Annotated in this window: 5 protein-coding genes; 2 read left to right on the top strand and 3 right to left on the bottom strand. The window is 65.8% G+C overall.

The window, feature by feature from the left end; translation table 11 throughout:
* The coding region (locus Q8814_RS24005) for an HAD-IC family P-type ATPase (protein ID WP_330154480.1) at window positions 1-1124 on the bottom strand (1124 nt) is incomplete at its 3' end.
* Between the two features lie 1007 nt (window positions 1125-2131).
* On the opposite strand from Q8814_RS24005, the gene Q8814_RS24000 reads away from it, so the two are divergent.
* Window positions 2132-2383 carry an SHOCT domain-containing protein gene (locus Q8814_RS24000; RefSeq protein WP_330154479.1) on the top strand — a complete coding sequence of 84 codons (252 nt, stop codon included), beginning with the start codon at window positions 2132-2134 and terminating at the stop codon, window positions 2381-2383.
* 409 nt (window positions 2384-2792) lie between these two features.
* Here the strand turns inward: Q8814_RS24000 and Q8814_RS23995 are convergent, their stop codons facing one another.
* Both Q8814_RS23995 and Q8814_RS23990 read right to left on the bottom strand, forming a co-directional pair.
* Window positions 2793-3959 carry an AI-2E family transporter gene (locus Q8814_RS23995; protein ID WP_330154478.1) on the bottom strand — a complete coding sequence of 389 codons (1167 nt, stop codon included), beginning with the start codon at window positions 3957-3959 and terminating at the stop codon, window positions 2793-2795.
* Window positions 3960-4031: 72 nt separating this feature from the next.
* Entirely contained in the window at window positions 4032-4508 is a 477-nt protein-coding gene (locus Q8814_RS23990; protein ID WP_330154477.1) for a DUF2231 domain-containing protein, read from the bottom strand.
* 299 nt (window positions 4509-4807) lie between these two features.
* Here Q8814_RS23990 and Q8814_RS23985 point away from each other — a divergent pair, with 299 nt between their 5' ends.
* Window positions 4808-5200, top strand: a complete 393-nt coding sequence (locus tag Q8814_RS23985) for a DUF732 domain-containing protein (RefSeq protein WP_330154476.1) — start codon at window positions 4808-4810, stop codon at window positions 5198-5200.
* The last annotated feature ends 332 nt before the right edge of the window (window positions 5201-5532 follow it).

Here is a 5532-nt window from a genome sequence, read left to right as displayed (position 1 = left end):
AGCCCGCGCATCTTCGCCTCTTGAACGATCGCCTCGGCCAGCACGTGTGGGGAGAGCCGATCCGCGGAGGCTGCCAGGCGCAGCAGTTCGGTGGCGTCGCCGCCGGGGGCGGTGATGATGTCCCCGCCGGTGGGGCGGCCGCTGGTGAGCGTGCCGGTCTTGTCCATCACCAGTGTCGTCGCCCGCCCGAGGTTCTCGAGCGCGCCGCCGCTGCGAATCACCACTCCCAGGCGCGAGGCCCGCGACAGACCGGAGACGATCGCGACGGGCGCCGCGAGAAGCAGCGGGCATGGGGTGGCCACCACGAGTACGGCGACGGCGCGGGTGGCCGAGCCGCTCAGTAGCCACGCGAGCCCGGCCACGGCCAGCGACAACGGCAGGAACCAGGCGGCGACCCGGTCGGCGATCCGCACGACGGGGGCACTCTCGGCGGCGGCTTCGTGGGCCAGGCGCACGATGCCGGCGTAGGTGCTGTCGTCGGCGGCCGCGCGCGTATTGATTTCGAACGCCCCACCGGCGTTGACGACACCGCTGCGCACCGTCTCCCCGGTTCGGCGCTGCACATGCATCGGCTCGCCGGTCAGGACGGACTCGTCGAGCACTGCGAGTTCGGAGGTGACCCAGCCGTCGACGGGGATCACCTCGCCCGGACCGACGACCAGGGTGTCGCCGGGGGCCACCTCGGCGAGCGGCACCACGTCCACCTCGTCGCCGACGCGGCGGCGGGCCGTGTGCGGGGCATGCTCGAGCAGGGCGCGCAGATCCTTGGTGGCGCGGCGTTCGGCAGCCGCATCGAGGGCTTGCCCGGAGGCCAGCATGACACCGATCAGTGCCCCGGCGACGTACTCGCCCACCACCAATGTGCCGATCAGCGAGAGCACCGCGATCAGGTCCACCCCGACCCGGCCGTGGCGCAGCGCATCGAGCACCCACCACACCGCCGGGATGATCGCGACGACGGTGCCTACGATCCAACAGGCGTCGGCGACGGTGGGTGCATCGACCAGCCACGCGACACCGCCGCCCAGCAGAGCGGTCACGGTCGCGGCGAGGAATATCGGCTCGGCCCGGATGCGTATTCGCTCCCGCCACGGAGCGGTCGGTACTGACGATGCACCAGCCATGGGGTCGCTCCCTGCCTCGTCTCTGCTCTGGTCGGGCTGCTCCAGCATCACCGACGTTACCGGGACTGTGATGTGCGGAAGGCACACACACATGCGGTATTCGTCGATGCATCTGGGTATCTACGCAGAAGGTAACCGACTGGGCATCGCGGCCGTGGGGACGTGGGTGGTGCGCCGAACGCCTGAACTCGAGGCATGTTCTTCGGCGGCCACATTCGGTATGTGACGGGAGCGGTGAGCGCGGGCGATCAGGACGCGCTGGCGTGCGCATTGCGGGACCCGATAACCACCCGGCAAGTCTCGGTCTATGAATGTGCTTCTACATCGGCATATTCATCATTGGCATCCCACCCATCTGGTGCAGCCACATCATCAGTTGGTGCAGCATCATGTGTGCCTGGTCCATCATGCCCATCATGTTCACGGTTGGGCCCTTCCTCGACACGAGTGCCACGTCGTGGCTCTCGGTCACTCCAGTATCGACCCTCGCGGCGTTTCCGATCCCCGTCCGGGGATCGCGAAGGGCATCAATTCGGAAAACCCTGACGTGATCCCGATCGGCGGAGGCACACCTCGCCCCGAGACCGGGACACTGATGCGGCTCGACGCCTGGTCGTCCTTACTCGCGTTGTCCGTGTCCCGAGACGGCCACGGCGCTGCGGGCACCGCGCGCAGACCAGACCGTCGTGCCACCGAATATTCTCAGGATCGACTGCCCGATTCATCAGAAACCGCGCGTAGCTTGGATTCTTACCGGGAGTTCGACAGAGAAGGGCGGAGGACGGAACCATGACGGACGGTAACCGCGCCCCTTCATCGGGCACTGTGGCTGGAGGCGGACCGAGCCCGATTTCCGCGCGGAGACGCGGGTCCGAGGTCGGCGTGCATCCCGGCAGTGGCAGATCGCGGCGCGAGTGCCGGTGCTCTGACCGGATCATTCGGACGGACTGTCGGGCGTCGAACTTCTACGGGGGCACGCGAGGGGCAGCAACGAAGGAGAAGCGCCCATGCACGGTTGGTACGGCACAGGTTGGGGCGGCGGTTGGCTGCTGATGATGCTGATGTTCTTGCTGTTCTGGTCGGTGGTTGTCGGCCTCGTCGTCTTCCTGGTACGCAGGGTCGGTATTCCGCGTCCCGGACACGATCGTCCGGCACATGACGAGGCCGAACGGATCCTGGCCGAGCGGTTCGCTCGCGGGGAGATCGACGAGGACGAATTCGTCTCCAGGCGAGAGGCATTGCGGCGGTCACCATCATGACCTCGACCCGTCGCAGGCCGGTCGTCCTCGTCGGTGCCGCAGCGACGAGGAGGCGGTGACGGCATCGCTCCCGGCGCATCGAGCTGATGACCGTTACGTTGCCGGCCACGCGCTATGAGCTGCTGTGCAACTTTCCCGGTCACTGCGGCGACGAGGTGTTGATACTGATCACAGTCGTCCCGACGTTCCGGCTGCAGCCCGGTCACTCGGCAGCCCTGGGCCGTTTTGCCGGAGGAGCGAATGTGCTTTCCCGGAACGGATCTACTGGTCGAGGGTGAGGACGCACTGAGGGCGTCAGCGTGGCCGAACCTGTGTCCGAGGGGTACGACGGCCTACTCGATCGACGTCGTCCCCGGAGGGCAGTCTTCGTGTATTCGTACGCATCCCGCGTCACGAGTAGGTACAGGGACTATGCCCGGCCGAGGCGGGGGAAGAGCACCTCCTGCGCAATCAGATGCAGGGCGGCGGCGACCGGGATTGCGACCAGTGCTCCCACCAGCCCCAGGAGTGCGCCTCCGATCAGGACGGCGATCAGTGTGCTCAGCGCAGGCACCTGCACCGATCTACCGATGATCTTGGGCACGAGCAGATAGTCCTCGCCTAAACGGAAGGCGACGAAGAACACGACCGTCGTTATACAGATCGGCACCGAGACCGTCAAAGCTACCGCTGCAACCGCGATCCCGGCGATTGTCGAGCCGACCAGCGGCACCAGATCCAGTACCGCGACGAACACTCCCAACAACAGTGCGTACGGTACCGAGAACACGGTCAGCCACACGAACGTCGCCGCTCCGGCGATTACCGAAATGAGGACGTTGCCCAGGACGTATGCGCCGACTTTCGCGAAGATTTCGTCCCCGAGCAGGATCGCCCGCGGCCGGCGCGAGCGCGGCACGAACCGAAACAGTGTGACTCGCAAACGGGGTAGGTCGGCCAGGAAATAGATCGTCAGCACCGTGACGATGAGCGTATCGGCCAGGGCGGTGAACACCGCCTGGCCGGCCACGACAATCTCCCCGAGCACCGACGTGCCGGCGCCGCCCCAGAACTGTGTCAGTCGATGCTGCAGGTCGAAACGCGTATTGAGCCGGCCGATCCACGAGGCGGGATCGGTGAGCTGCTCGAAGTAGTGTGGGGCGGCGACGATCAATTGGGTTGCCTGCTCGGTCAAGGGAGGAATCGCGGCGGCGACCAACGCCGCGAGTGCTGCACCACCGACGACGAAGACGGTGGTGACCGCCGCCCAGCGGGGAATCCGCCGGGCTGTTGCCCATCGCACGAGCGGTTCGAGGCCGAGCGCGAGGAAGAATGCTACGCCGATCAGGATCAGAACGGACGCTACTGTCCGCACCGCCAGGACCACCGCGAGCGTGGCGACCACGCCGGCTGCTCCGGCCATGCCGGTGAAGAAGGGTGAGCGGCGATCGAAACGCGGACCGAGTTTCCCGCGCGGCAAACGGTCACTGCTCAATGCGGTAGCGGCGCGCTCGGCAGCAACGATCGGCTCCTGCTCCGGCTCCGGTGCCCGGTCGGACGCCGAGTCGGCGGTCGGCTCACCGTCTGAACTGGTCATGACCGACACCAGCGTAGGCTCGCCGTGGTGTAGTACCCGTCTCCGAATACTCCTGCGGCCGTGAGTGTGGTGCTACGGCGCGGAGTCGGAGGCGGTCACGACATCGCTCCACACGGCGCGTGAACCTGATTCGCCGATTCGGTAGACCTGAACACACGTTGCGGCGGCGACGACGAGCGCCAACGCGGCAACGATCACCCTGAGCACTCGAGACGAATCCGTGTGCCGTTCACGAAGATGGATCGCGGTCAGGGCCAGAGCGGCCACGAAAAGGGCCGCCGAGAAGTAGAGCATCGTGTCGCCCAATTCGGTATGGGTGTGCACGGCAGCGGATCGATCCACATGATCTTCGAGCCACTCGCCGGCCTCGGTGGTCAGGGGAGTCAACACGAGGGTCACGCCGGCGAGAACAAGGGTGGGCCACACGAATCGGTTCCGGGCGGTGGGCCATACTCCGCACACCGCGACCAGGATCGCTGTCACCAGGGCCAGGACCACCATGAAATGGACGAGCAGCACATGGGCGGGCAAGCCGCTGACAGTCGACATGACATCAGTATTCGGAAACGAGCTGAGAACTCGCTGAGTTCGGCAAAATTCGCTGATGCGGACGGGCAAACATCAGCGGGTGGGATCGAGAGCGACGCCCATGACGACGCTGCAACCGTCCCGGCCCGTCGATCCGCTTCTTGTAGGTGTGGCGAGAGTGGCATGCTTGTAGCTGATGAGAGTGGCGCCGATATGGGCGAGTGGAGGCCACCGTCTTATCCATGTGAGCGCCGCTTCATCGAGTGAGCATTCTCTTGACGTCACCCCTGACGGGCGGACATCAACCGATAAGGATCGCCGTGAAGATCGTCATGTTCATCGCCGCAGCTACGGTCCTTCTCACACTCACCGGATGCGGCAGCTTCCAGGAAACCCCCGACATCGAACCGGTGACGCCGCCGACGACGAGTTCCATCCCCGCGACGCGGCCAACCCTCACCGACTCCGAGACCGCCGCCCGGACCGACACCGTCTTTCTCCAGATGCTCGACTCGTACGGTATCGATTACGGTACCGACGGCGGAGATTCTGCAGTCGTCATGGGGCACACTGTTTGCGACGCTCTCGACCGCGGAGTGCCCGAACCGGAGCTGCTGCCCGCACTCATGGAAGACGGGCCCGGCTATTCGCGTGCGCACGCGACTCTCTTCATCGAAACCAGCATCGCCGTGTACTGCCCGCAGCATGCCTGAAGCCCCGGACCGCCGATCGGAGATCCGCCGCGAGCTCGTCCCGGCGAACTTCCTACAGGCATCGGTGCCCATCCTGCCACGATGTCGATGGCATCACCCGCACGCATTTCTCCCAATCCACCGACACGCCCATGCCATCCTGCGCGAGCAGCATTTCTCCGACCGGTTCCTCGGAAGCCTCGGAGGATTACGCTTCGCGAATGTCCCGTGTGGCGTCCACGGCCAAGCATGTGCTGCTGGGCAGACCGTTCCGCAGCGATGCGCTCGGCCACACCCTGCTGGCCAAGCGCATCGCGCTTCCGGTGTTCGCCTCCGACGCGTTGTCCTCGGTC

Origin of the sequence: Rhodococcus chondri (assembly GCF_036327435.1) — a bacterium.
GTDB classification, from domain to species: Bacteria; Actinomycetota; Actinomycetes; order Mycobacteriales; family Mycobacteriaceae; genus Rhodococcus; species Rhodococcus chondri.
The sequence above is the reverse complement of the archived record's forward strand: the minus strand, read 5'-3'. Positions and strand labels throughout refer to the sequence as shown.